Origin of the sequence: Paenibacillus harenae DSM 16969, from assembly GCF_000422465.1 — a bacterium.
Lineage (GTDB): Bacteria > Bacillota > Bacilli > Paenibacillales > Paenibacillaceae > Pristimantibacillus > Pristimantibacillus harenae.
Window position 1 is genome coordinate 1 of record NZ_AULV01000027.1, and the last position, 24390, is coordinate 24390.

Genomic DNA, 24390 nt, shown 5'->3' on the forward strand with positions numbered 1-24390 from the left:
ATGATACACATAGGCACTTCTCCAATAAAATAACTGGTATACAAACCTGCAGGGTGCCGATACCCCAAACGGTGCATCCAGGCATGCCAAAGCGCCCCTGCTAGGGCAGTGTTGGATAGATCGGTTCGATCGAGACTTTTTGGATTGACCGTCACTGTTAACGAATCTGTCTCCGGATTGGACCCATTTGTAGCTTTTACAGTAAAATTTTGTCCCGCTTTAGGAATTTCATATTTAATAAAAGCTTTAGCAGACCGGTTAAACCCATTGGCTGCAAACATCGTTGTAAAACCATTCATCATGATATCTGTTGCTGCTGCACCGTTTCCAATTTTCTCTTCAAACCAAACCGGCGCTAAATTAAATCGTGAATATTTATTAGCACAAGTTTGAAATTCGGATATTTCTCCCTCGGCGCGAGCTTCGAAATGTTCCATCCACCTAAAAAATGACGTGCTAAGCATAGATCGTATTCTTCTTTCATGGGTAGCTGTAAATCTATTGTCGAGGAAAAAAGTCAGTCTTGCTGGCAGTGGTTCATCGACTTCTGCCTGTTGAAGTGTCGGTGAGATCGTTCTGTAAGTTGCACTTATTTTTGCACGCTTCATCATTCATCTCCTCCAAGAACATATCTTTTCTATATCCCACTAATTGTCGAAGTGCTGCGTGATCAAAGAACGCTTCTCCTCTGATCTCGTCAGATTCCAAAGCATGAAAACTTCACTTCATTTCCACTTTGCACCAATCAAGGCTAACGAAGCAGGCAGACAGTGTTGTTACTCGAGTCTGCAACACTCATATCATTGGTATTAATAAGAATCCTTCTGGCAAAGAGATACTTCTTGATCCAATGAGGCTTTTCAATACTCGTTAGAATGACTTTCGAAGGAGAAGGCAAACAATGAATCATCTGCTGTTGTCCAATATAAATGCCTACGTGGCCGGGAATGTCATTAGTCGGGTATTTATCCTCAACATAGAAAAACAGGAGATCTCCTTCCAATATTAGGTCCTTCTCAACCAAGCCTCCCTCCCCTGCTTGTTTTCGGGCTGTTCGGGGTAAGATAACACCGTGCTTTCGATAAACAGATTGAATAAACGAAGAACAATCCAGTTTCCTTGATTCACATAATTGTTTTTGCTTCTTACGGGATAAGCCTATAAAACTTTTTGCATATGCAATCAATAAATTTAATTTTTGCTGATCCGTATTAAGCACTCCTTTAACAGAACTTTCGTTATGATATGAAAATTAGAATCAAATTGATAATTCTTCAATTTTTTTTTGAGGTGTAGAAAGAAAACAAAGTATTAGACTGGATATGTTGGTCCCATGCGGATTTTCGAATTGTAAAACCGTCAGATGTCGTAAAATAAGTATTAGACTGGCCCCAACTATAAAAACAGCGGCAGTCGTGGACGAGAAAATAAAGTCCTAGACTGCCGCTGTTTTATTGAGCTAACGTATCCCGTTTAGCTGAATGACTTTCATGTGCACTATTTATGATTGAAAAACCAACTAGATACCTCCACTAAATTTTTCAATATCTTTAAAGACTGATGCAAATCGCTTACCTCTAATACGTGATTAGCATCTTTTATTCTAAGGACTTCTGTATTTGGAAATCCTTCGATATGTTCAATATCATCCTCATGAAAAACTGGATCTTTTGTTCCGCTTACAACTAATCCACCAAATTTCTCAATTATCGGGATTGTTGATCTTATAGGGGTAACACCAGCGTAGCTGTCACAGACCGCAAACGTATGGAAACGAAATGGTAATTATCACTATATTTTTTCACTCTACCCCTATCAATTATCAATCAAAGTTCCAAATTTGTTTTCGTAATTGGAACTCTAATGCTTTTGAAGCTGAAACCTAACCGATCGCAAAGATAAAATGGGGAATTTGGACAGGATTGTTCCGACTCACATCAAAAGAGGAACTTTCCAAGTCCAAATACTAACATTTATTTACAGACGTTTGCCCCTGGTGTCAGCTACGCTGGTACTGGGCCTTATAGCAGAACTTGTCATACTTATCCGTTAGGTCAAAAAAAATAGTGCACACAAATCTACTTATGAATTTCATATTCCATGATTAAGGAATGACGATCTTTCCCTTTTTCGGAAAGCCTGGAATGTCAGGAATTAAAAATGAACCTTGAAGAATGTATTCAAATATGTGCGGACACTCTTCATTTTTTTTAACAATAAAGTAATAGTATTCTCCTAAATACTGAAACAGACAAAATTTTACCATTCGAATCTGGGGAACGGATTCTGTAAGATCCGTTGGTTCTACAGTAGTGGGATGGTATATAGGTTGTGTTGATAGAGCAAAAAAATAGTCCAAATCGCGTTGGAATATCCCAATATCTGTTTCTCTGATAATTCTGTCTCTACTTTCCCTGCTTAAGCGATCCGTGTGGTCAACGCATTCTCTAAAAGTCAATTTTAGCAATTCGTTTGCCACTGGAATAGCTGCAACGACGGCTGGACCTGATACAGCAGTAGCAGTAGCGATTGTTCCGTATGCTGCCGCTGCCCCAGTTGCTGCACAACTGTGAATAACAGCTTGTTCTTCCAGTGTTACTTCAGGATAAGTACATCCAAAAAATACTCCTTTATGGACCCTAACCATTCTAGTACAAGGGTAAGGGAGTGGGGGAACCCCTCCTGTATGGCAGGTGTCAAAAACAGGGTAGTGGTATGAATAATCCTTAATTAAGTTTTCAAATCCAGGCATTAGGACACATCCTCTTGTTAATTATCAGGTATTTACTAATTAGTGTATTTATTAGCGCCCAAAGTGTTCTTGGCTGAAGCCTCCTTTTTTTCAAATGAGCGTGCGAAAGCCGTGGTTAATCCCAATAAGAAAGGATTATAACCGCGAAATAACCTCATTCCGATCCTCATAGTGGGCTACAATAATCCGTAACGGGAATGCAGCAACCATACTCGTCAGAGGCTTAATTGATTCTTGAGGATTAGCTTAATGACACATCCAGTCTAATACTGTACCTTAGAAGGCGAATGCTTTATACGTCATATCTTCATAACCTTTGTAGAAGCATTTGTGGAAGTCGATCGTTTTGTATCGTTTTATAACGAGCGTCTTATTCATTCGAGTTTGACGAAGTAACTCCCTTTAATAGGCGGTTTAGTAAGGAAACACTCATTTTAGTTACCCAGTGTCCAATATCAGGGGGTTAGATCGATAACTTTTGGGAAATCTTCTTAGAGATAATTAAAGAAGATAATGCCCATAATAATTCGTGGAAAGGATGGTGGGTTTGACTGATGAATAGTATTGCCCTCATGGGCAGATACGGAAATCTCTCCCTATCAGTCCCATTATAGTTCAATAACTAATGAATTAAGGAGGTCAACAAATAATGCAAATTTCAACTGCTATCGCTTATCGTAAAGAAAGAGTCATAACCGTTTTAGTTATGGGGAATCTTCCTAGATCTTGTGATTCTGCTAAGATTGTTGATAAATACCCTGGTGGAAACATTGTATATGTACGAGACCCCGGTTATGCTCAAGTATTTATTGAATTTAAAAGTAGTCCAGAAATGTGTCCTACACTTCTAACCCCATGGTTGTCTCAAATCGACATTGATGATGATGAACATAATGAGGTGGAGATCCGTATTAATGGGGAATCAGTATATACAACAGTTGTCAACGAATCGATCGAACCTGTTGCATTAATTTAAAGAATTATATTCGTTTAATAATGAGAAATGAGGCTAATTCCATTGCCTTCATTTCTCATCATTAATAAACCAGCAGCCGGCAATCGGCCTTTTTTCAGTATCTATTCTAAATATAATACTGATAGTAAACAGAAATCGGGTTTATTTCTCTTGTGTTGCCTGATGCCCATTGAATTATACCTTTTACTATAGGAGCATCATGATGAGGGTGGATAAAAAAGTCTTTAAACTTTTGTTTAGCATGGGCGTTTGGTATTTGATCAATTAAAAGGGTTACAACATCAGCAAAATCCGGCAATGGAATGACTTTCTCTGATACGATTTTCACAATTGGTTGATTTGTTATTTCTTCTTGTTTGCATCCAATAATTTTTGAAAGCTCCTCCTTTTCCTTTGGATTCAGTGAACGTAATCCCCCAATTTTTTTAACTTCTTCATCATTAACTGCTTTAGGTCTTTGCAGCATATCCTCCAAATTAAAAACCCCCACTTATGAAATGTTACAACCTTAATATAGTTACAAATTTGGAAGGATAATATTCATTGAAGCTCAAGCAAAGATTAATCCGGTCAAGCCTACATGCCACATAAAATGTTACCGCTCTTGCAAGCAGCTTAAGTAAACAACCCGTTTCGTTGCATGTAGATTGGCTTATTCGCAGGATTTTTCAAAGTAGCGGATTCATTAAACCAAAGGGCACCGACCCGTACCGTTAGCAAGACCGACCTCCATACCTCGGATAGGCGTAACGAAGGAATGAGAGGCATAGACCCGTTGAGACATGGGAGTGAAAGCCTTCAAGGGCGGAGTGGAGAATGTGTATATTAAATGGAATTATGTGGGGCAGTTGTACTCCCCCTCTATTCGGGCTAAAAGCGTAGTTGACACCACCCGCAAACGTATGGATTTAACGTTGGACGGGCAGGATTACATTGTCGGATCTGCGGTGTATAAATAAAATTGCAAGTTAAAGATACGAAAGTTGTTTCCCAAGGCCTTGGCTCATTTTATTCAGTTGTGAAGCAGCGAGGATCAGTTGTTTTAAGCAAAAAGATCTTTCTTGTTGACTTGGGCTTTCGAACGATCAATTATATGCCCTTAAGCAATGGGGATATCGATGCGAACAGCAAACGAATGACTCGTTTCTACAGGAGCATTCATCGGTTTTACTTCTGGTTCGATGTTGTTCGTGCAAGCCGACAAAAACGTAAGGGTTACGACTTCAATATGGATATGGTTGCGTTAAACTGCCAGTCGACTCCGGGATGGCCACGCAGTTGCATGCCGGCCCGCGACTCTGTCCGGATTTCGTCCTTTCTCCCATGGCCGCAGGCAAAGGAGTCTGATTAAAAAAAGGATCGCTAAAAATAAGCCTGAAGTAAAATTTCCGATTCAAGCGTTTTTGTTCTTGAGAACTTGATATAGCTTTGCTTTAGATACTCCAGTCTGCTCGGTTATTTCTTTTATGGTATATCTCCGACTGTCATACAGAAGCAACGCCATTTCAACTTTGCTCTTATCCAATGGCGGTCTTCCTCCTTTTCTACCTCGAGCCCGGGCGGCTTGTAAGCCGGCCTGGGTTCTTTCTCGAATTGTCTCTGCCTCCATTTCAGCTAAACCAGCCATAATAGCGAAAAAAAGCTTGCCCGCCGGTGTGCTAGTATCTACTCCCAGAGTGATGATCTGCAGACTGATTCCTCTTTCTTTAAGATCATGCGAAAGCTCGATTAACTGCTTTGTCGTCCGACCAAGTCGATCCAATTTCCAGATGACTAATGTATCCCCGGAACGCAAGTACTCCAAGCAACGAGCTAACTCTGGTCGATCACTTTTCTTTCCGGAGAGCTTTTCCTCGAAAATACGATCACATCCGGAAGACTTCAAAGAATCGATTTGTAAATCCATGGACTGATCGGAAGTCGAAACACGAGCATACCCAATTTTACCCATTTAACAACCCCCTTTGTCTATTAAACCTTCGATTAGCATATTTAATACACCTTGAATAATAGACGATTTAATAGACTAAAACAATGATCAGTTTGGGGCATTTTAAGCTGATGTTCACAAAGTCTATAAAACGATCGTTTTATGTACTTTAAGTGCTGCTGCGAAAGCTCATCAATTTTTTGAGCTGCTATAAACCGGTGCATTTGGTTCGTTGTTTTTAGATTTCAGAACTAGTCGTGCCGTATACGGCCGTTTTTGATACTTGTTGATTTATCATTCACCAGCATACTCTCAATAAAAACAGACTGCCGAGGCAGCCTGTTAATGATTGAACTATTGTATTCAGTTAGTTTAACGCCCATCTGGAGTCCTACGCTACGCGGCAGCCTCCGCACCGTTTTTGTTCCCATAATGTCAAAAAACATACTTTTTGACATGGATTCGAACCGGCACTGATAATTTCCCTATAGAACAAGGAGAAGCTGCCGCGGCATTCACCGAAAAATTAAGAATAAATAATTCTTTTTCTCATCACAATAAACAAAAATGCTTTTATGGAAGGTTGATTATTAGAGTGAGCGTAAAACATGTAGCATTTACTGATGAAAAAGGTTGGCTTATTGTTAAATACAATGATGGTTCAACCTACCCTCCCTTGCCTCAATATCTCCGGGTTGACTATTTAAAGAGTGAAGGTGGCAGAGACTTTTTCAAAATAGTGGAAGGTAAGTCAAGTGGTAAAGAGGCTAGCGTTCGTCATAAACAGGATGGCGGATCTTTTTTGGCTGACGGAGACCCAACCTTAAATGAAGGGATTATTCATTTTGTAATTGAAACAAAGCAACTTTTTTACCGAGACGGTGAAAATTGGATTGGGCCTATTACTACTGTGACAGATCCAAGTAACCCAGTTCCTATAGGTACACATGATATCGAGATTCCTGATGAAATTCATGACAAAGCAAGGAGTTATATTTCACAGACACCATTCGCTGAAACTTGGTTTCGAATAGGCCATGATGGTGACCGATACCTTCATCCAGGTTCAATAACTCTCGGATGCGTAACAGTAACAGACATACCTAAATGGACAGAGATTTATAATTACCTTATTAAGAGAAGAAAGGGGGACGGAAAGAGTGTAAGCATTATCCAGGTATTTAATAAAAATTCTGAGCGGCAACTGTGATAACGAGGATACAAAGTTTAAGAGTAATTAGAAAAAAAGATTATGCAATATGAACCCATAAAAATATTGTAAGACCATTTCGATACGAACTAAGTAAACAACATAGATATAGGACCTACCAAACAGCAAGGTAAGTAAATAAAACCGAAAGTGTAAGATTAAAAATCACACTTTCGGTTAAAATAATCCGCTTTTAATGCGCCTGAACGTGATAAGCGTATATTTTGGTTAAAATGTTGGCGGTTGCCCTATTGAAGAATTCTCGTCACTAAAGCTATCTCCCAAAGTTGGTTTTTCTACTTTTGGAACAGCCCCATTTCCCCCGTTATAAGCCCCCTTGAAGGAAAATGATTTTCCTTTTGCTGCATCTGAGGCCATTCGCCCACCGTAGTATCGAATTATGATTTTATCATGCGTAGGTAACGACGTACTGGATACTTTCATAATGCCAGTCTTTAACTCCGCAATCCCGTGCAAAGTCGTCCATTCAGCTGGCCAGTCAAGCATTTCTTCGATCCAGGTCATTTCTTGTTCAATTCCTGATATTTTACCAACGTTCAACTTGGACTCGCCGAATACTTCGCTTTCCTTGCAAAGATGTGAGCAAGGCACGTATCCGAGAAGATCGAGTCCTAATGGACGCATCAGTACATTGAGAACTTTATTACAATTAAACTCATTTTCTCGTTGCTTGAATTCAGTGTACGTTACCTTTAAGTCCCATAACGGGTCAAATCCACCCACTACTTTTCGCACCATGGCTTTTTGGCAGCATGAAGGTATCCCTAGCAATACATACATCAACTCTAGATTATTATCTTTAAATGCATCGTAAAAAAGACGAAGATTCGCTTCACTTCCTACAACCAGCCGATTGTACTTACCCTCACCTCCAGGTATAGCCTTTAGGTGAAGTCCCTTTCTGGCCGCGTACTCATGTATGACGAACAGATCGGAAGGAGTAACCCTCACAATTGATATCAGAGAAAGTCCATTTGCTACAGTCTGGACGCTATTCTTTGCCAATGCCGTTCGGATGGCGGCTAGTCGTGGTTCCCATTTCATCCGTTGTTCATCGCCTACAAAAGCGTAACGTAGAAATTGAGAGGATCCTCTGAGAACCGAGCCGTCCTCATCTAATGGTGCACCTGTCGTTTCTAGGTCTCTCATTATGCTTTGTATGGTTGTTTGTTTACCTCGTTCCCACTGCTCGAGCATCTTCTTCTCAACGGTGAACCGAAGTGGTTGTAAAGAAAGCGGTGAAAATCCTTTTCTCACAAGCTTGTCCTCAATATATACAAAAAGCTCCTTCCAAACACGGCACAATTCAGATCGGTTTCGCCAATCTCCATCTATAGCAGTACCCGGACATTGTCCTTTACACATGACAAAAAATCGACAATCTTTGCATCCGCCGTACTCCTGTGGCGTATGGTATAAAGAGAGGTATCGTTCGAACCCCGTTTTATTCGCCTTGATGTAATCCACGCCGTCCTTATTTGTCCGCCCACAATTACTTGATTGGCCATTGCCTTCGATACCTCTGACTGACTGTGTCGTATAAGGGTCGCAGCTGTGCCAAACGCAGGAGGTTCCGTGGTCTTTTCCTAGCAATTGATTTGTCATCTCTTCCAGAACATCAAGACGCAGTTGGGTCAATTCCTCCTGCAGGTCTGCAAATGTTAACAAACATTTAATGTTCTCCTCATCACTCAAACTGTAGCGATGACGAATAAGCTCAGATTCGATCTCTAGCAGATGTAGCCGAACCGAAGGGACTCCTAGAGTATCGAGCTCACGCACCCACTCTACAAGCCGGGGTAGCCTCTCCGTAACAGCATTTAGACGATGCAACGTGATAATGAGACCTGGCGCCCGGTGTTCTTTACATATACGCCGAATGTTTTCCATCGTTTTCTCTGTATTTGCCCTTGTCTTTGATAAGTTATGTTGCCATCGAAGGTCGTTCAACTTGCCGGGACCGTCTATGGAAATGCCGACATCTACATTGTAGGTTTGAAACAAACGAATGTGCTCATCGTTTATTAGGATTCCATTCGTTTGGATCTGGTTCTTCCCATACTTCTCAAGTCCCCATCGAAATATGGTTTCCAGATCTTCGACAGGCAAAATCAAAGGCTCTCCACCAAATAATGTAAAGGGTCTTCCCTCGCGTTCAACTGAACGGAACATTTTATCCAAATCATACTTTTTCCCAATATTTCCGGCTTCGCGCTGGTGCCCTTGATAACAGTAGGTACAAGAAATATTGCAGGAAACCCCAAGAGGTCTCAACTCTACGGTCATACAACTACCTCCTATTAATTAATGGTTTCCTGTGTCTACATGGATATCCGAATCGCTGTGCGGTGGCGTTACATGATCGACATGACTCTGCGTGTCGCCATGTGGTGTCACTAAGACATCCGTGTGGACCTTGGTATCGATGTGTGGTGTTACGGTAGTATCCACATGAAATCTCCCACTGCCAGTATCTGTATGAGTTCTAGCAATGTCGGTGTGAACCGTTGTATTGGTTCTAATCTCTGGAATATCCACATGACTCTGAATGTCAACATGCGGACCTGCAGGAATATCGACATGACAGCAACTCGTATCGATATGGTTGCTTGGGAAAACAGATCCTAGAGCGGATTGGATATCACCCGTCGAAAATCCGAGCCCATGTAGAACCGGGAGCATGTTATTAGGATCAACGTTAGCACCTTTAAGTGCCCTTGTAACTGATTCAGACCCATAGGTCAAAATCTCCTTTGTCTTGGCTGCGATTTCATCCGCCGATATCTGGTGGACTTCAGCTAACAACTTCCCGAGTTGCTCAGGTATTTGCTCCACCCCTTCAATGATCCCGTCTCGTAGCATCTTTAGCCAATGATCTGGATTATGCAACAATCTGATCAATATCTCCGACATTTGTGACCAAATCGTATTTACTAGTTCCGGAATCGTCCTTCCACTGATAGATAATTCGAAAGATGGAATCGTACATTGAATGCCGAAAAAATCAAATCCTCCCTCACATGAAGCGGTAGCAATCTGATCCTGATAAGTAATCCGAATGCTAGCATTAACCTGCACATTCACGTCAGTTCTGCCCAGAGGCCCGGCATCAAGTGTTTCTGATATGCCGACAACCAGTTTTCCTTCTCCGTTAATATTAGAACTTCCGTCAATTCTTATTGACCATTCTGATTGTTGAATAAATGGTTCAGAGACAACACTGAAAGATAAACCATCCGATTGCAATAAAATCTTGGTTTTTAATACATCCAATCCGAGAACCCGGACATTTCCGATGATAAGGATATGTGGGTCCCTCAAAATAACATCCGATTCTTCCGGTCGGGAATAGGTAGAGAACGAAAAGAGTGGACCTTGAGCCCCCTCTCCAGTTATGGAGAAGAAATCGCGATCATGCAAAATAATTGGTTCGATTACGGTTTTTCCGGAAATCCCTTGGCTAGGAGAAGCATCGATCTTTATTTGCATTTTCATGAAAAGATGATCAATAGCTGCAGCTATATGAAACCCCTGAGGATATTTGAGAGAACCGATGTGTGTTTCTTGAGGAACGCAATAAAGCTGTGGTTGAAGTTCAACCTCGATATTTTCGTTTTTTGCAAATAATCTATAATGGATCATTGTATCCATGTCGGTGATAGCCCATTCTGACCGCTCTTTCGTCTCGACAAGAAATTGTTTATCTCCATCTTGCGGAAGCTGTACACCACCATGTTGAACAAATGCGTCAGAGATTGCCCTATATTCGCGGTTTGTAAGAGCTTCAGATAAGGTTACGGGCAGTGTAAAGGTATTGATTCCTTTTAATCCTATGCTTCCTAGTACTTGCCCTAAGGCGTCAGGTAAAGGTTGTCCCATTATTAAGTGCACGATGTCATTTAATGTCAAACTACTTACAGATCCCGCAATCATGCATTGGGTTGGCTGTGCTGAATTTATGAACAGAGCAATTGAACTATCCCACCCTTGAACATCGATCGTTCCTGCAAAACCAAAACTCGGAATTCCTTGAGCGCTAAGACCGATTAAAAGTGCCAGATTGCTTAACTGAATTGGCAACGGATCAAAGTGGATCGTCCCTAAATATACACCCGATATTAGAAACCCATTAGGAAGTACAGTCCCTTCGACATCAATTTGAACGGGTTGCTTCTGAATTTCTGTATGAACGGATGCAGCAAGGTATGCTTGAATCGCTCCTCCTCGAAGTAACCCACCTACGCGACCATCCATGACCGTTCCCTCCAGGATTTCCATACGGAAAGGAAGGAAAATAGTAGTATTCGCCATGGGGTCCGGTAAGCTTACCGATATCGTAAAACCAGATTCGTCCGGTTCTAATTTCAGAAAATCAGTTAGTAACCGAAACATAGGAGCCCGGATTATTGATGGTCCTGTCAGAACAGACATCCCTTTTTCTAGAATTTGATGTTGTTCAGGGATCTCAAATGAAGATTCTATATCCCTTAGAATTGTCCCAAGAAGTTCCAGGTCAATTTCTCTGGAAACATTATAAAGAACCAGTCCTTCCAAATCTGCGAACGAATCTAGCGGCGCAAGAACCTGAAGGCCAGGAACGGATGACAAACGAGTAGCATCGAGGTCAACCAAAACCGAAAGAGTCCATTCGTCTTGTTTAAAAAGAGACAAGAGAAACAGACCTATCCCTTCTATTTTCGTTGTAACATGTAGAGATAGACTATCGTTTATGAACTTTACAAAGACTTTGGAAGGTGGCAAGGTAATCGAGAATCCTTCAGGCCAGGGAATATGTATACCACCTACTTTATCGATCAATTCCGATAATTCAACATCCAGGACATCAAATGTGATTTCGAATGGCCCCGGTATCTTATAAATAAAGTCTGATGAAGAACCTTGAGCGATGTCGATTTTACCTTTTATTGTTCCTTCAAACGTTCGATCGAGTAAATTCGTCATCTGAAAACTTAAATCGTGAACGATAATAGGTGCAAGACCAATTTGCAAATTCCATGGCGGATTGTTCGCTATTCGAGCATTCACGTTAAGATTTTGCTGTTCATCGCTTCGAAATGTAATATCTTCTACAAGTAGGTCGGGAATAAAATCAGCAGCTGGGATAGACAGATTTAAAATATTTTGAAACGATATCAATGTAGGCAATGAATGAAATTGTAAGTTAATCGAAGGTTCATTCATTGTCGTTTTCTCGAATATTGCCGTCACAGTTGCAGCGACGTCGAAAATTGAAGCTTTCCCGTTAACGGTTATTTTGTTACCCGAAGTTATTGCGTCCGCCTCTTCAATAACCAATTGTTGTTGGCCATAAAAAATGTCTAAAAAAGTTTGAAGCGCTTTGTTTGGCAATGTATTAGACGAAAGCGTTAATTTACCATCCTTAATTTTGATCATTTGTTCTAATAGTTGAACACTCAACGTCTTCTCCTCCTTTTGCCCTTAGCGTACGAAATGTTTGGCAGGACCCCTATTTAGAATCTTCTTGCTCCTGAGCCAAGGGATTGTTCTGCAATTTGAATTAAAGCTCTTGTGATGTTTCCACCAATAGTACCTGCATCACGAGTAGTCATATTCCCATTGTAGCCATCTGGAGACCATTGAATTCCAAACTGTTGTGCTACCTCATATTTCATTTGGTCAAGTGCTGCTTGTGCCTGTGGAACGACTAAACTTTTTCTGCTCATATATGTTCACTCCTTAGCTGGATGTGAAGTTATTTTGTGGATTGATTTGATTTTTATACCTCGGTTTTGGAGAAATGAATCCCGTAAAAAATCCCAAGTGACTGTACATACAGCTGTACATATGTACAGCTGTATGTACAGGTTAAATGACCCTTCCGGGTCGCTTGGGATTTAGGGACGGTAAACCGGGGGATTAAAGCATGGTCCATGCTTTTTAACCCAAAAAACAGACTTAAAAAGGACTGTGTTCAGGTGGCCTAAAAATTAATCATGCAGCTTTCATTTTTTTGGCTGATAAAAGGAAAGATCACGAAGGCAGGAAATTCCGCCCATTTGTCGAATTACATCGACGAGTTGATTTGCAATGAAACGTTATAATGGGTTCCGTACCTTAACGTCATCCATCCATTTATTCACTGCCGCATCCGAGCGTAAACCGATTCTCGTCTTCCAGGACGATGAGCTGATCGGAAGTGGCATAATCGACGAAATAAAGAAGAACGTAACACATGGAGAGATAACCGAGGACATTATCATCATTCAAGGCGAGCGTTATCTCCGAGGATCCTGTACATTCGTTTATCCGATGGAAATCAAACGATAAACTCAACGAACTCCGGCGATCGCAATAATCCGCTCTTATAGTAGTTTCGGAATCGTACGCGCGCTTTAATTAGCGTCTGTACGTACACGTAATTCCGATCCTCTTCGGTCACTATCGTTTTCGCTACGCCATAAAACGCCTTTTTATGGGCGCTGGGCACCGCTAATTCGATAATTCCCGCTGGCCTCCCGTTCATATGCGCGAGCAATCCAAATTGATCCTTCCGATATCCCGCTATATGAACGTCGGCGTACTGGTAATTGATAATCTTCAGCCACTTATCGCTGCGTCGACTCACATATACGCTATCCTTCCGCTTTGCAACGATTCCCTCTAAATGGCGCTCTTTAATCGAATCGAATAAAGCAATCCCGGTGCCTTCAACGAAAAATACAGGTGAATAAAACGCGTTCGCGGTTAGGATCTTCATGAGCAGCGCTTTCCGTTCCATAAGTGGCCGATTGCGCATATCTATCCCGTTGTAATGCAAGACGTCGAACACGTAATAATGAACCGGTTTCGTTACCGTGGCCTCGCGTATCTTTGTCGTTTTCGTCAGCTTAAAACGTTCCATAACCGCTTCAAAGTCGATCCATCCGCTATCATCCATTCGTGCCACCTCTCCGTCAAGGATAACACTGCAGCCCGGCTCAACAGGTACGTGATGTAATTCCGGGTACTGCTGCGTTACTTCCGTTTTTTGGCGCGTATATAGACGAACTTGATCGTCAATGAAGGAAAGAATCAGACGGTGGCCGTCGATCTTCGGTTCAAAGACGTAGCGGCTATCATCGAATGGGGCTTCTCGTTTTTCAAGCAACATCGGTTCAATAAACATAAAAACACCTCTAGTTCCATTATAGCGCGCAGCCATAGTGTACAGAGGCGGTAGTTCTTGGGATTATTTCGGAACAAGACAAGGATTCGCGGCACTTCCTATGTTGGGTTGGATTCTCCATCAAAAACAAACAATGCCAGTCCCATAACAGTCTCCTTATAAGATCGGCAGAAACCGTCGCTCGTAGAGAAGACGGAGATGAATGGATAACGAGAGGAAGGCAAAAATACCTTCCTCACTTAAAAAATTCAGTTAGATTACGATTTTAGCCCCTCGGATCAGGATGTCCGCTTGTTCCTTCATGAAGTATTTACCTGTTTGATCCGTTACTTGCTTGATATAATCAGCCACCATGCTCCTCGTCGCATCTATTTTGCTGATTGCTTGATCGAGCTTCTGATTGTACGATACGTCTACCGTTTCCCACGATTTAGATCCCGTTGCCTGCAGGAAGGCATTCATTTCGATTAATGTCATCGTCTGTAAGGAAAATGCATGGCCGTTCCTCGTCGATCGGATAATACTTGTCGTTGTCACAATCCATGCAAACCAATGCTTCCTCAAAACCATTTTCATTTTCTAGGTAATCCGCTCGTTCCAGCAATAAACCACAGTTCGGGCAATCTTTCATATGCAAACCCTCCAATATTCGATAAAAGACTTCACGACTTTCGGCTCGGTACCGATTAATTACAAAGACTTTGGATCTCGCCGGTTGTAATGCTTATGTATAAATAACGAACGCTGCAGCTCCACGATAGGTCATTAAATATATAGTGAAGGGACCCCAGATATTTTCAACATCCTTGGATCCCCGTTAAGAATCCCAATGGAACCCGGATGCTATGACCGGGGTCGCTTGGGATTTAGGGACGGTGAACCGGGGGATTAATTTTGGAATCAGGTATCAGCCCTGTCATCAAGCTGCAGCAAGAAATCCGTATACATAAAGTGGCTGCCAGAGGATCCAAAACCGATAATCGGTATACGGTCTAAAACTAGCAGTCAGAAGGGTATATTAGAATGGAAGGGAGAGTGAAAATAGTGATCTGGGTCATGACAATTGCTGTCGTTAGCTTTTTCGCTTGGTTACATGCTGTAAACATGAGATTGAGGAAAAACGATTCAGCGTATAACAAGTATGTTTTCGGAGCAGCCGTCTTGTTGTACGGTACTTGCAACTTCATCCAAGCGCAAACATTCGCATACAAAACGATATTTAGTCTCTTCTTCATCGTCTATTCCTTAATCGCAATCCCGTTTCATATCTGGCTAATCGTCACTTGGACAAAAGCAAAAAGAAATCAAACCCATTGATTCAGCATCGGACAAGTGTTAAAATTGAAGTATAAATCAAGAAATTATCGGCATAAACTAAAAAGAGCCTTCGCCGCTGTAACGGCAAAGACTCAACGGACAAAAAAGCTGTGGTTGTACTCCACGGCGTGCAGAGATTAACTCATGCGAAACCCACCGTTTACGTTAGGGAGCCAACCTTACGCGGTGGGTTTTCGCTTGTTTAGCTTCCGTTTAATCCATCGATAGAGCTTCCGAATACTTAGCACAAGGCTGAGTATGGTAGCAATCCATTTAAGGATATCCAGTAACGCCACAAGTGCGACCATTGGCATCACCTCCCCTCAAGAAGGCTACGCCGTGATCGCTCCACCGCTTTTAAGTCCTTAATTCCAATTATATCATGGAAACCTTGTCCAAGATTACACTTTTTATTGACTAATTTTCCGACAATTTGACCAAGCTAGTAATAGAGGTGATAGGTTATGTTTGGACTCGGAAAAGAACGTACAGCCTTTGGAAAGTGGCTCGATAAAAAGGGTATCCCCCAAGAATGGGTCGTTAAAGAAACCAATCTGAACAAATTCACGATCAGTAAACTGGCAAACAAAGCGGATCATTTGCCTAGTGGACGAACGATGAAAAAAATCTTAAATGCTCTACGGAAAATCGATCCACAGGTCAAGCAAGACGACTTTTGGAGCATGTAAGCAACTCCGTAGGTTTAACTGCATGTACGCTTTCGGTCATGGCAGCCAGGCAGGCTACCATAAGGCTTCTTGTTGTAAAGGCTCTTGCCTTCCTCTACTCGGTTTCGGCCCTCCGGATACAACGAGCCTCTCGCCCTACGGTATCCAGCCATTGCGGCCATGCTCCTTACTCCGTTAATCCACTCCCAACGCGTATAAAAAAATTATCTTTAAGTGCAGCTGAAGCTTACACCCGTTTCGATAATGTATACAAAAACAAAAGCAGCCAACGCCGATCACGGTACAGATCCTCAGGCTCTTCCAAGGAAACGTATTTACTTACCTCTAGAAATACCAGATGATATTGCGAAGTCTGAACGGAAAACAAAGCAGTACTTAGATCGAGAACTCGCCCTTTTTGTTGACAAGGTAGAAAATGGTGAATTCATCAAAACGGACAAATTAACCCTTGATGAATTTATTCCCCAGTGGAAGAAAGGGTATGCAGACCAAAATATGGGGGAGTACACCCGCTTCATGACTAATAACATTTTTAAGATTTATATCCAACCTGCATTCGGTGATACACGACTTGACAGGATTAAACCGCTTCACCTCGTTAACTTCTTCGCAGAGCTAAAGCGAAAAGACGGCAAACCTATGGCCACTAATACAAAAAACAATATCTATAAGGCGATGAAAAGTTTGTTTGACTCAGCTGCAAAATGGAAACTCATCGCTTCTAATCCAATGGAAGGCGTAGACCGCCCCACAGTCGGCAAACAAGAGAAACGTCAAATGAAGCAACGTAAGAAGGCTTATACCCGTGCTGAGTCTCAGGCGGTCATTATAGCCCTCTACGATCTTCCTGAGCGCTGGAGGCTGTATTACCTCGGTGTATTGCTTGGAGGCTTTAGACGCGGCGAAATGCTGGCTGTGGAATGGTTTCAAGTGGATTTTGAAGCAGGCGGGTTATTTATTGAAAAACAAATAACATTTGATGAAGATGGAAATGCAGCTGAAGATGAATTAAAGACGGAGGAATCTGAAGGATATATCCCTATGCCTAAATGGTACATGGACTCTCTGAAGAAGTATCACCATGAATGGAAAAAAGAAAAATTGTTATGTAAAAAATGGCTCGGTGGATCAAAGCAATATGTGTTTCATTCAGGTAAGGGTGAGATGTATTATCCTAACACGCCCTCATTGACCTGGAGACGCTTCCTAAGCGGCAGAGAGCTCCCACATATCCGATTACATGATCTACGCCATACAACCGCTATGTTGCTGCGCGAGAGCGGCTCAGATCTAAAGCAGATACAGGAACGTCTTCGTCATACCAAGATCGGCACCACAGCCGACATCTATACGCATGAATCAGAACTCATCAGCAGAGACGCTGCCGATCGTTTAGAGTCCCTCAACCCCAAACAAATAAAATTTGCCCCAGAATCTGCCCCAAACTAGGGGCAGCACTTTTCATTTGTCGAAAAGAGAAAACAAAAAAAAACCTTGATAATCAAGGTTTTCAGGCTATTAAAGTTTTGGAGCGGGTGATGGGAATCGAACCCACGCTATTAGCTTGGAAGGCTAAAGTTCTACCATTGAACTACACCCGCATATGAAATTTAAAAAAGATGGTCGGGACGACACGATTTGAACATGCGACCCCCTGGTCCCAAACCAGGTGCTCTACCAAGCTGAGCTACGTCCCGAGAAGTGAATAGTGTATATCCGCTGTAGTGAAAATGGCGTGCCCTAAGAGATTCGAACTCCTGACCTTTTGATTCGTAGTCAAACGCTCTATCCAGCTGAGCTAAGGGCACACATTATGGAGCGGAAGACGGGAATCGAACCCGCGACCCTCGCCTTGGCAAGGCGATGCTCTACCGCTGAGCCACTTCCGCATGATTTTTTATCGGCCGTTCGTAGTATCCGTTGTTGCGGCGACAAGTAATAATATATCATCTCTGAAACAGAAATGCAACTGTTTTTCGAAAAAACTTTAAATTATTTTGATAAATAAACAAAATCCTTGGAATGAACCCTGATTTTCAAGATGCGCTAATCTATTTCACCGCGGAATCGATCCCACTTTGCAAAAATAAAAAACCGCGCTCCTTGGAGACACGGTTTGCTGCGTCCGTCCCTATGCGCCGGCGGCTGCGTAACTGGCCTCTTGCTTCTGGCGGCTCATCAGGACTTGCTCCGCCGCCGGTTGACCGGCTAATGCAAAAGGAAGACAAAGCGGGACGCCTGTGCGGGGATCTGCAACGATATCGGCTTCAATATTGAATACTTCCCTCATAATGTCGGGCGTTATAACCTCAATCGGCGAGCCCTCTCCAACGACGGCTCCTTTCTTAATCGCAATCATATGCTGCGCATAACGCGCTGCATGGTTCAAATCATGGACAACCATGACAATCGTGCGCTGATTAAGCTCGTTCAGCTTCTGAAGCAAATGAAGCACTTCAAGCTGATGGGCCATATCAAGGAAAGTCGTCGGCTCATCCAGGAACAGAATGTCTGTCTCCTGCGCCAATGCCATTGCAATCCATGCGCGTTGACGTTGGCCGCCGGACAGCTGGTCTACGGGCCGATCCGAAAACTCATTCATTCCGGTCGCTTCAATCGCCCACTGCACAATAGTGCGGTCATCCTTGCTCATTGAGCCGAAGCCCTTCTGATAAGGGAATCGCCCGTAGGATACGAGCTCGGATACGGTCAGACCGTCGGGCGCAGTCGGGTTTTGCGGAAGGATCGCGAGCTGCTTCGCCACTTCCTTCGTCGATTGCTTATGAATAGATTTGCCGTCCAAAAGCACACTGCCTTGGGCTGGATTCATAATACGGGCCATCGTTTTCAAAATAGTCGATTTACCGGAGCCGTTCGCTCCTACCAGCGCCGTGATTTTTCCTTGCGGAATCGCAATGTTTAAATTTTGGACAATAAGGCGGTCATCATAAGCAATGTCAAGACTCGAAGTTGTTAGGCGAATCACTGGACACGCACGCTCCTTCCGCTGCTCGCAAGCAGACACCAACTGGCTGAATAATATATTTATATTTCGACTAGATGCGAAAAAATGATAACGATTATCATTGACTTCTTAATGATAATGTTTCTCAAGAATATTGTCAATGCTTTTCAAGATCACTCGAATGATGATTCAGCTTAACCCCGTTAAAATAGAACATGACCGGATTAATATTCAGCCCCGTGAATGGTATATAGAACCAATCATTCATCCTCTTAAGTGAATATCTGCTTGATGCGTCCCTTACATTCCTCTTGTGCTTTTCTCCCAATCGATACGGTAATCGTATAACCAAGTATGAGATTGCTTTTTCGCCGATTTCAAAAATAACGGGAGCATCAGGTCGCGGAAAAACACCTGTACCGGATTCGTCGCATGTTTCCGTTGACCGATCCTTCTCGAATACTGCACGATCCGCTCTACCCGTTCCTTCCTTAATTGCTGAAAGCTCGCGAACGCTTGCGGCGAATGCGGGTTATCCCTTAGACATTTCGCCAGTACCATTGCGTCTTCAAGCGCTAATGAAGCTCCTTGCCCCGCGCTGGGGGAGGTCGCATGGACGGCATCGCCAATAAGCACAACCGAGCCTTGATGCCAAACAGGCTGCTTCGGAATATCATAAATCGGATATACGCCGAACGCTCCCGGCGTCGACTGTACGAGCTGCGGGACAGGCTCTACATCCTGCTCATGCAGCTGTTCGATCCTGCTTCTCCATTCCGATTGAGGGATTTGCTGCAGCTCCTTCCGGGTAGGCGAGCCGCTCAAATTCATATTGCCGAACCAAAATGTTTCCTTATCGCTTTCCACATATCCGAAAAAAGCCCGCCTGCCGAAAATCATCGTTTGCAGCTCTGATTTGCCCGTCCCTGACTTTTTGGGAGAAAAACCTCCATAGCTTAACAAGCCCGTATACGAGGGTTTAGGCGCGTCCGGCAGCACAATTGACCGAACCTTCGAATGAATGCCGTCGCAGCCGATAAGAAGCTTGCCCGTTTCCGACGTTCCATCCTCGAAGTGCGCCGTAACCGCATATACCGAGTTGTTCTCGATCTCCTTCAATCGCTTGTCGTAAACGATAGGAATGCCTTGACGGAGCGCTTCGTCCCTCAGCACCTTATGAAGAAAGCCTCGCTTAACCGTGTAACCCCGCACCGGGCCTGATTCGTCCCCGATGACGCCAAGAACCCGCCCTTTGCCGTTCAGCATATGCATGGCGCGCATGGCGATGCCTTCCTCCATGACAGGACCATCGATTCCCAATTCTTGTAACACCCGAAGTCCGTTGCTCGCCAAATTGAAAAATAAGCCCTCATATTCATCCGACTTCTTATCCGCTTCGTAAATGAAAGGCTCAAATCCCGCTCTCTTCAAAAATAACGCAACCGCAGGTCCGGCTATACCGCATCCGATTACGAGCGCCTTTTTCTCATGATTAACCGCTCCGTTCATTCGCTCTTCACCCTTCCTCATCACTCATTTTCAAGTTAACTACTCCATATAATATAGTTTGTTTAGACTATATAATGCAGACTATACATTGTCAACTATATTTCTCAGTTTTCTTTATAATGGGCGTACGGTTGACTGCACCGGTGCAAGCTTATATAGTTTATATAGACTAATGACTACTTTCGAAGAAGGGGATGAGCATAATGCCGAAGCAGAAATTAAGCAACCTCCTGGCATTAGCCGTCTTATCCTTGCTGCACGAGAAACCGATGCACCCTTATGAAGCAGGGATTCATATGAAACAGCGCGGCATGAATGACGTCATCAAATTGAATACCGGCTCTCTCTATGCGATTATTGATGCTTTATTGAAAAAGAAGCTCATCCAGCCCGTCGGTACGGAACGGGAAGGCAAGCATCCGGAGCGGACGATCTATGAGCCGACACCGGACGGCACAACCGTATTATTCGACTGGCTTCGCTCATTGGTGCGGATGCCTGCGAAGGAATATCCGCAATTCTCTGCAGCGCTCGCTTTCCTCGGACATTTGTCCCCCGAAGAGACGATCACATTGCTTGAAGAACGAATCGTCAAGCTAAGGCAAACAACCTCGGAAGTGCGCGCGGAGATGGAGCAAGTCTTAAAGACGGGACTTGACCGGTTATTTCTCGTTGAACAGGAGTACTCCCTTGCCATGAGAGAAGCCGAGTTGAAGTGGGTAGAAGCGTTAGCGGCGGACATTCGAAATGAGGTTTACACCAAAATGGCCGATGGAAAGCTTATATGGGCCGTCACCTATCAAGAGAAGCCCTTTGAATCAGACGCCGATTGAGCCTTTTTCACAAAAAAAGACATGCAGCCCTTACGTTAATGACCGGCCGCATGTCTTTTGCTATTCATTTTGATAAAGCAGCGCTAGTTCCGACAAATGATTTCTCATCTGTTCAACCAGCTCCGCGGGTTCGATGATTTTCGCTTGCGTTCCATAACCAAGCACCCTGCGCAGAGCGGCTTCCTTCGAATAAAAACGTGCCGCAACTTTAATTGTGCCGTCCTCCATCGCAATAATCCGGTCAGGCTCATACTCGTCCCGCACTCTAGTCTTCATAGAGACGTTAAAGCGGATCGTAACTTCTACCTCCGGCTCTGTTTCCTGCTGCTGCCATTTGCCTGGCGAATCCTCCATGACCAAGCTGCGGCGGGCGAACACTTCCTGCTGACGTTCTAGCTGATTCATCCTCGATAAACGAAATACCCGCAGATCAAGCCGCGTTAAGCAAAATCCCCAAACATACCACGCATATCCTTTCAAATAAATACCCATCGGTTCAATTCTTCTTCCCGTCTCCTGCCCGTAATAATCCATGTAATCGAACGCAACCAGCCGGCATTCCTTAATCGCGCCGTGCAGCAGACGGATCTTCTCCTTATCCGCAGGAGTCGACAGCCACTGTAAATCCATATTGAGAGTGCCCGCTTCTTTCTCGGAAGGGATTAAAGCGCCGATCCGATCCAATAAGCCCGCTATATCCTGATCATCGGATACGGCATGCACGCCGCGAAGCGCGTTATAAATGGAAGAAAAATCATCAAGGGATAGGCTCTGCCGCTCCAGCCGATAGCCCTCCATAATTTCGTAGCCCCCATCCAGCCCCGCAAAAGAGGCAATCGGGATGCCCGACGCATTAATGGCCTCCATGTCTCTATAAATCGTTCGAAGAGAAACCTCGAACCGCTCGGCCAGCTCCGCGGCGCCGATTCTTTTCTTATTTAACAGAGCCATCGTGATCGCTAACAATCGATCCAGCTTCATTCCTGGTACCTCCTGAATTTCATAACTATATAAGTTGAACGATTGATTTACATCAGCTGTTATCGCTGCGAGAGCAAATCATTCTTACGATCGCTGTTTCAGCCAAATGGTCTAAATAGGTAAACCCTGCTTATATAGATTATAGCATTTTCTACTGACATACTGCTGTCAGTTACTCCTTTCTATAATACAAATAGTTCAACAAATAACCATTAAAGGAGACTTCCCTATGTCAAATGTACTGTTTATTAAAGCAAATAACCGGCCGTCGGAGCAATCCGTAAGCGTTCGAATGTATGAGACATTCCTGCACGCCTACAAAGAAACTCATCCTGAAGATTCGGTAGTCGAGCTGGATTTGTTCAAAGCCGACCTTCCTTATCACGGTAACACCGCTTTTAGCGCCGCATACAAGTCAGGGCAGGGCTATGAGCTGTCTCTAGAGGAGCAGGGCTGGATCGACCGCATCAAGCAATTTCAATCGCAATTTCTCGAGGCGGACAAGATCGTGATCGCTTTTCCTTTATGGAATATAACCGTCCCTGCCCCTCTCATCACTTATGTATCTTACTTAACAGAAACTGGCGTTACTTTCCACTTTACGGAACATGGACCTGTCGGACTTATCGGAAATAAAAAAGTAGCGCTCCTTAATGCGCGCGGCGGCGACTACTCCAACGGACCTGCGGCAGCTTCCGAAATGTGTCTTAATTATATGAAGAATATGTTAGCCTTATGGGGAGTGAATGAGCCAATGACAGTGGTCATCGAAGGTCATCATCAGTACACGGATCGTTCTGCCGAAATTATAGAGCGCGGGCTTCGCCTGACCGCACAAACGGCGGCAAGTTTCTAGAGGTCATTAATCCTGATCGTGTGGTGGAAAATAAACAGCAAAAAACCCTTGTTCGCCAAGGGTTTTCTCATGATATGGTGCGCGTAGAGGGACTTGAACCCCCACGGTCGCCCGCTAGATCCTAAGTCTAGTGCGTCTGCCAATTCCGCCATACGCGCGTGGGTGAAACAAGTAACAAAATTCGATTAAATAAAATGGTGCGCGTAGAGGGACTTGAACCCCCACGGTCGCCCGCTAGATCCTAAGTCTAGTGCGTCTGCCAATTCCGCCATACGCGCACGTGTAAAATAAATGGTGAGTCATGTAGGATTCGAACCTACGACACCCTGATTAAAAGTCAGGTGCTCTACCGACTGAGCTAATGACTCAAAATAATAAATGGCTGGGGATTCAGGGATCGAACCTGAGAATGACGGAGTCAAAGTCCGTTGCCTTACCGCTTGGCTAATCCCCAGCAGCGATATGGTGGAGGATGACGGGATCGAACCGCCGACCCTCTGCTTGTAAGGCAGATGCTCTCCCAGCTGAGCTAATCCTCCGAATGATGGTGACCCGTAGGGGATTCGAACCCCTGTTACCTCCGTGAAAGGGAGGTGTCTTAACCCCTTGACCAACGGGCCATACGATAATTACTGCTTGTTCTTGACAGTTGAAAATAATCTGGAGCTCTCAACCGGAATCGAACCGGTGACCTCATCCTTACCATGGATGCACTCTACCTACTGAGCTATGAGAGCAAGATGGCTCCCCGAACAGGACTCGAACCTGTGACAACTCGATTAACAGTCGAGTGCTCTACCAACTGAGCTATCAGGGAAAACATTGCACTTTTGGGTTGAAATGTCTCCAAGAGCTTCAACTGCAAAAGAGGCACGGTTGAAAACCAAGGCGCTTGCGCCCTGAAAACCGGATACGAAAGAAATTGCTGCTGAACTTTAGCTGTTTGTCTGCCGGATGTATGGGTCCATGCAGATCTTCTTAGGATAAGCCCTCGACCGATTAGTATTCGTCAGCTCCACGCATTGCTGCGCTTCCACCCCGAACCTATCAACCTCGTCGTCTTCAAGGGGTCTTACATACTGGGAAATCTCATCTTGAGGGGGGCTTCACGCTTAGATGCTTTCAGCGCTTATCCCGTCCGTACTTGGCTACCCAGCGGTGCTCCTGGCGGAACAACTGGTACACCAGCGGTACGTCCATCCCG

The 24390-nt window shown here is 43.8% G+C and carries 20 protein-coding genes, 12 tRNA genes and 1 rRNA gene; 7 read left to right on the plus strand and 26 right to left on the minus strand.

Going from position 1 to position 24390, the window contains the following annotated elements:
- The 3 genes from H581_RS0109495 to H581_RS0109505 all read right to left on the minus strand — a co-directional run.
- Window positions 1-611: hypothetical protein (locus H581_RS0109495; protein ID WP_028609806.1), on the minus strand; the 611-nt coding region annotated here is incomplete at its 3' end.
- 140 nt (window positions 612-751) lie between these two features.
- Entirely contained in the window at window positions 752-1219 is a 468-nt protein-coding gene (locus H581_RS39625) for a C40 family peptidase (RefSeq protein WP_084134523.1), read from the minus strand.
- An 885-nt stretch (window positions 1220-2104) separates the two neighbouring features.
- Window positions 2105-2752, minus strand: coding sequence for a hypothetical protein (locus tag H581_RS0109505; RefSeq protein WP_156889541.1), 648 nt, complete (start codon window positions 2750-2752; stop codon window positions 2105-2107).
- A gap of 649 nt (window positions 2753-3401) precedes the next feature.
- Here H581_RS0109505 and H581_RS0109515 point away from each other — a divergent pair.
- Window positions 3402-3728, plus strand: coding sequence for a hypothetical protein (locus tag H581_RS0109515; protein ID WP_028609809.1), 327 nt, complete (start codon window positions 3402-3404; stop codon window positions 3726-3728).
- Between the two features lie 106 nt (window positions 3729-3834).
- On the opposite strand, the gene H581_RS0109520 is transcribed toward H581_RS0109515, so the two are convergent.
- Window positions 3835-4203 (minus strand): hypothetical protein, encoded by a 369-nt coding sequence (locus H581_RS0109520; RefSeq protein WP_028609810.1) that lies wholly within the window; start codon window positions 4201-4203, stop codon window positions 3835-3837.
- A gap of 918 nt (window positions 4204-5121) precedes the next feature.
- Window positions 5122-5679, minus strand: a complete 558-nt coding sequence (locus H581_RS0109530) for a recombinase family protein (RefSeq protein WP_028609811.1) — start codon at window positions 5677-5679, stop codon at window positions 5122-5124.
- Between the two features lie 430 nt (window positions 5680-6109).
- On the opposite strand from H581_RS0109530, the gene H581_RS0109535 reads away from it, so the two are divergent.
- Window positions 6110-6868 carry a hypothetical protein gene (locus tag H581_RS0109535; RefSeq protein WP_156889543.1) on the plus strand — a complete coding sequence of 253 codons (759 nt, stop codon included), beginning with the start codon at window positions 6110-6112 and terminating at the stop codon, window positions 6866-6868.
- A 228-nt stretch (window positions 6869-7096) separates the two neighbouring features.
- Here H581_RS0109535 and H581_RS37040 read toward each other — a convergent pair whose 3' ends face one another.
- The 3 genes from H581_RS37040 to H581_RS0109550 are packed head-to-tail and all read right to left on the minus strand — an operon-like array spanning window position 7097 to window position 12594.
- Entirely contained in the window at window positions 7097-9175 is a 2079-nt protein-coding gene (locus H581_RS37040) for a radical SAM protein (RefSeq protein WP_084134524.1), read from the minus strand.
- An 18-nt stretch (window positions 9176-9193) separates the two neighbouring features.
- The gene (locus H581_RS0109545; RefSeq protein WP_028609813.1) at window positions 9194-12328 is read right to left on the minus strand and encodes a hypothetical protein; all 3135 of its coding nucleotides are present in this window, start codon (window positions 12326-12328) and stop codon (window positions 9194-9196) included.
- A gap of 53 nt (window positions 12329-12381) precedes the next feature.
- Window positions 12382-12594 (minus strand): alpha/beta-type small acid-soluble spore protein, encoded by a 213-nt coding sequence (locus tag H581_RS0109550; RefSeq protein WP_028609814.1) that lies wholly within the window; start codon window positions 12592-12594, stop codon window positions 12382-12384.
- Window positions 12595-12958: 364 nt separating this feature from the next.
- Here H581_RS0109550 and H581_RS0109560 point away from each other — a divergent pair, with 364 nt between their 5' ends.
- Window positions 12959-13198, plus strand: coding sequence for a hypothetical protein (locus H581_RS0109560; protein WP_028609815.1), 240 nt, complete (start codon window positions 12959-12961; stop codon window positions 13196-13198).
- Here H581_RS0109560 and H581_RS0109565 read toward each other — a convergent pair.
- Together H581_RS0109565 and H581_RS0109570 are read right to left on the minus strand one after the other, a co-directional pair.
- Window positions 13188-14036 (minus strand): ATP-dependent DNA ligase, encoded by an 849-nt coding sequence (locus H581_RS0109565; RefSeq protein WP_028609816.1) that lies wholly within the window; start codon window positions 14034-14036, stop codon window positions 13188-13190. The genes H581_RS0109560 and H581_RS0109565 overlap by 11 nt on opposite strands.
- Window positions 14037-14288: 252 nt before the next feature.
- On the minus strand, window positions 14289-14612 hold the full coding sequence (locus H581_RS0109570) for a hypothetical protein (protein ID WP_028609817.1): 324 nt from the start codon (window positions 14610-14612) through the stop codon (window positions 14289-14291).
- Between the two features lie 1205 nt (window positions 14613-15817).
- On the opposite strand from H581_RS0109570, the gene H581_RS0109585 reads away from it, so the two are divergent.
- Together H581_RS0109585 and H581_RS33535 are read left to right on the plus strand one after the other, a co-directional pair.
- Window positions 15818-16042 carry a hypothetical protein gene (locus H581_RS0109585; RefSeq protein ID WP_028609819.1) on the plus strand — a complete coding sequence of 75 codons (225 nt, stop codon included), beginning with the start codon at window positions 15818-15820 and terminating at the stop codon, window positions 16040-16042.
- 213 nt (window positions 16043-16255) lie between these two features.
- On the plus strand, window positions 16256-17491 hold the full coding sequence (locus H581_RS33535) for a tyrosine-type recombinase/integrase (protein WP_211231456.1): 1236 nt from the start codon (window positions 16256-16258) through the stop codon (window positions 17489-17491).
- Window positions 17492-17569: 78 nt separating this feature from the next.
- Here H581_RS33535 and H581_RS0109595 read toward each other — a convergent pair.
- From H581_RS0109595 to H581_RS0109625, 6 genes are all read right to left on the minus strand, one after another.
- Window positions 17570-17643 (minus strand) — tRNA-Gly (locus H581_RS0109595).
- A gap of 19 nt (window positions 17644-17662) precedes the next feature.
- Window positions 17663-17739, minus strand: a tRNA-Pro gene (locus tag H581_RS0109600).
- Window positions 17740-17773: 34 nt separating this feature from the next.
- A tRNA-Arg gene (locus H581_RS0109605) sits at window positions 17774-17850 on the minus strand.
- 6 nt (window positions 17851-17856) lie between these two features.
- A tRNA-Gly gene (locus H581_RS0109610) sits at window positions 17857-17931 on the minus strand.
- A gap of 242 nt (window positions 17932-18173) precedes the next feature.
- On the minus strand, window positions 18174-19028 hold the full coding sequence (locus tag H581_RS0109615) for an ABC transporter ATP-binding protein (protein WP_028609820.1): 855 nt from the start codon (window positions 19026-19028) through the stop codon (window positions 18174-18176).
- 279 nt (window positions 19029-19307) lie between these two features.
- Window positions 19308-20516, minus strand: a complete 1209-nt coding sequence (locus H581_RS0109625; RefSeq protein ID WP_028609821.1) for an FAD-dependent oxidoreductase — start codon at window positions 20514-20516, stop codon at window positions 19308-19310.
- 203 nt (window positions 20517-20719) lie between these two features.
- On the opposite strand from H581_RS0109625, the gene H581_RS33540 reads away from it, so the two are divergent.
- The gene (locus tag H581_RS33540) at window positions 20720-21349 is read left to right on the plus strand and encodes a PadR family transcriptional regulator (RefSeq protein WP_051250615.1); all 630 of its coding nucleotides are present in this window, start codon (window positions 20720-20722) and stop codon (window positions 21347-21349) included.
- A gap of 60 nt (window positions 21350-21409) precedes the next feature.
- Here the strand turns inward: H581_RS33540 and H581_RS0109635 are convergent, their stop codons facing one another.
- Window positions 21410-22330, minus strand: coding sequence for a helix-turn-helix transcriptional regulator (locus tag H581_RS0109635; RefSeq protein WP_028609822.1), 921 nt, complete (start codon window positions 22328-22330; stop codon window positions 21410-21412).
- A 229-nt stretch (window positions 22331-22559) separates the two neighbouring features.
- Here H581_RS0109635 and H581_RS0109640 point away from each other — a divergent pair, with 229 nt between their 5' ends.
- Complete coding sequence (locus tag H581_RS0109640; protein WP_084134526.1) at window positions 22560-23186, plus strand: FMN-dependent NADH-azoreductase; 627 nt, start codon at window positions 22560-22562, stop codon at window positions 23184-23186.
- Window positions 23187-23261: 75 nt separating this feature from the next.
- Here H581_RS0109640 and H581_RS0109645 read toward each other — a convergent pair.
- The 9 genes from H581_RS0109645 to H581_RS0109685 form a co-directional block, all read right to left on the minus strand.
- Window positions 23262-23344 (minus strand) — tRNA-Leu (locus H581_RS0109645).
- A 37-nt stretch (window positions 23345-23381) separates the two neighbouring features.
- Window positions 23382-23464, minus strand: a tRNA-Leu gene (locus H581_RS0109650).
- A 14-nt stretch (window positions 23465-23478) separates the two neighbouring features.
- Window positions 23479-23554: transfer RNA gene (locus H581_RS0109655), tRNA-Lys, on the minus strand.
- Window positions 23555-23565: 11 nt separating this feature from the next.
- Window positions 23566-23640 (minus strand) — tRNA-Gln (locus tag H581_RS0109660).
- 9 nt (window positions 23641-23649) lie between these two features.
- A tRNA-Val gene (locus H581_RS0109665) sits at window positions 23650-23725 on the minus strand.
- 6 nt (window positions 23726-23731) lie between these two features.
- Window positions 23732-23806 (minus strand) — tRNA-Glu (locus H581_RS0109670).
- A 41-nt stretch (window positions 23807-23847) separates the two neighbouring features.
- Window positions 23848-23923 (minus strand) — tRNA-Thr (locus tag H581_RS0109675).
- 4 nt (window positions 23924-23927) lie between these two features.
- Window positions 23928-24003 (minus strand) — tRNA-Asn (locus H581_RS0109680).
- A 162-nt stretch (window positions 24004-24165) separates the two neighbouring features.
- Window positions 24166-24390, minus strand: a 23S ribosomal RNA gene (locus H581_RS0109685); the annotation flags it as partial.

Bases quoted from the DNA above. Each gene is read 5' to 3' on its own strand.
- H581_RS0109515 (WP_028609809.1), top strand. From the start codon at position 3,402: ATGCAAATTTCAACTGCTATCGCTTATCGTAAAGAAAGAGTCATAACC.
- H581_RS0109550 (WP_028609814.1), bottom strand. From the start codon at position 12,594: ATGAGCAGAAAAAGTTTAGTCGTTCCACAGGCACAAGCAGCACTTGAC.
- H581_RS0109625 (WP_028609821.1), bottom strand. From the start codon at position 20,516: ATGAACGGAGCGGTTAATCATGAGAAAAAGGCGCTCGTAATCGGATGC.
- H581_RS37040 (WP_084134524.1), bottom strand. From the start codon at position 9,175: ATGACCGTAGAGTTGAGACCTCTTGGGGTTTCCTGCAATATTTCTTGT.
- H581_RS0109635 (WP_028609822.1), bottom strand. From the start codon at position 22,330: ATGAAGCTGGATCGATTGTTAGCGATCACGATGGCTCTGTTAAATAAG.
- H581_RS0109565 (WP_028609816.1), bottom strand. From the start codon at position 14,036: ATGTTTATTGAACCGATGTTGCTTGAAAAACGAGAAGCCCCATTCGAT.
- H581_RS0109570 (WP_028609817.1), bottom strand. From the start codon at position 14,612: ATGAAAATGGTTTTGAGGAAGCATTGGTTTGCATGGATTGTGACAACG.
- H581_RS33540 (WP_051250615.1), top strand. From the start codon at position 20,720: ATGCCGAAGCAGAAATTAAGCAACCTCCTGGCATTAGCCGTCTTATCC.
- H581_RS0109640 (WP_084134526.1), top strand. From the start codon at position 22,560: ATGTCAAATGTACTGTTTATTAAAGCAAATAACCGGCCGTCGGAGCAA.
- H581_RS0109585 (WP_028609819.1), top strand. From the start codon at position 15,818: ATGTTTGGACTCGGAAAAGAACGTACAGCCTTTGGAAAGTGGCTCGAT.
- H581_RS0109530 (WP_028609811.1), bottom strand. From the start codon at position 5,679: ATGGGTAAAATTGGGTATGCTCGTGTTTCGACTTCCGATCAGTCCATG.
- H581_RS0109505 (WP_156889541.1), bottom strand. From the start codon at position 2,752: ATGCCTGGATTTGAAAACTTAATTAAGGATTATTCATACCACTACCCT.
- H581_RS0109560 (WP_028609815.1), top strand. From the start codon at position 12,959: ATGAAACGTTATAATGGGTTCCGTACCTTAACGTCATCCATCCATTTA.